Genomic DNA, 1,330 nt, shown 5'->3' with positions numbered 1-1,330 from the left:
GCCGACCGGACCTCGAACACCTCCACCTCAACAACGCCGGCGCCCGCACGCACCGGCACAGGAGACCACTCGACCCGGAACAGCGACTCACTCCCACCGCCAGCGCCAGCCGCCCTCAACTGCTCTTCGCTGACAGCGCGCAGCACGAGCGACTCCACCGACGCCACCGGAGCACCCTCACCATCGGCCAGCTCCAGCGACAGCGACTCCGCACCCGTCGACGACAACCGCACCCGCAACGACGACGCCCCCGAAGCATGCAAAGACACACCACTCCACGCGAACGGCAGGAACAGGCCGTCACCATCGGACTCGCGCGCGCCCGAGAAGGCGCCGGCGTGCAGTGCAGCGTCGAGCAGCGCCGGGTGCAGACCGAACCCCGCCGCGGAGTCCGCCTCGCCCGACGGCAGCACCACCTCGGCGAACACCTCGTCCCCACGCCGCCACACCGCACGCAACCCCCGGAACACCGGCCCATACCCATACCCACGCCCCGCCAACTCCCCGTACAGACCGGACACATCCACCGCCACCGCCCCCTCCGGCGGCCACACCCCCAACCCAACCCCCGCCCCCGCCACATCCTCACTCAACAAGCCACTCGCATGACGCACCCACACCCCACCCGACTCCCCACCATCCGACCGCGAATACACCGCAACCGACCGCACACCACCACCCACGTCCTCACCCACCGACACCTGCACCCGCACAGCACCCTCATCAGGAACCACCAACGGAGCCTCCACCACCAGCTCCCGCACCTGCCGCGCACCCACCTCATCACCAGCACGAGCAGCCAACTCCACCAACGCCGCACCCGGCAACAACACCACACCCGACACCACATGATCCGCCAACCACGGCTGCCCCACCACAGACAACCGCCCCGTACACACCACACCACCCGTCTCAGGAACGCTGATCACGGTGTCGAGCAACGGATGCCCAGTGGCCAGCGCCGGGTCGCCCCCGGACACCGTCGGGCTCAGCCAGTAGCGCTGGTGCTGGAAGGCGTAGGTGGGCAGGTCCACGCGGCGTGCGCCGGTGCCCGAGAAGACCTGCTCCCAGTCGATACCGACCCCACGCACGTGCAACTGCCCCACAGCAGCCATCAACGCCCGCCCCTCGGACACATCCCGACGCAGCGACGGCACACAGTCCTGTGCCACCATCCCCGTCAGCACACCGTCCGGGCCCAACTCCAGGAACGTCGTGACACCCTGGCCGCGCAACGCCTGCACGCCGTCGTGGAAGCGCACGGTGCCGCGCACGTGCTCCACCCAGTACCCGGGCGAGCACAACCGCCCGGCGTCCGCCACCTCACCCG

General features: G+C 69.8%; 1 protein-coding gene. It reads right to left on the bottom strand.

Going from position 1 to position 1,330, the window contains the following annotated elements; genetic code table 11:
* On the bottom strand, window positions 1–1,274 hold a 1,274-nt coding region (locus tag ACZ60X_RS43895; RefSeq protein WP_469611455.1), incomplete at its 3' end, for a polyketide synthase dehydratase domain-containing protein.
* Window positions 1,275–1,330: the final 56 nt, after the last annotated feature.

Source organism: Streptomyces sp. NPDC104106, assembly GCF_055584345.1.
The sequence above is the reverse complement of the archived record's forward strand: the minus strand, read 5'-3'. Positions and strand labels throughout refer to the sequence as shown.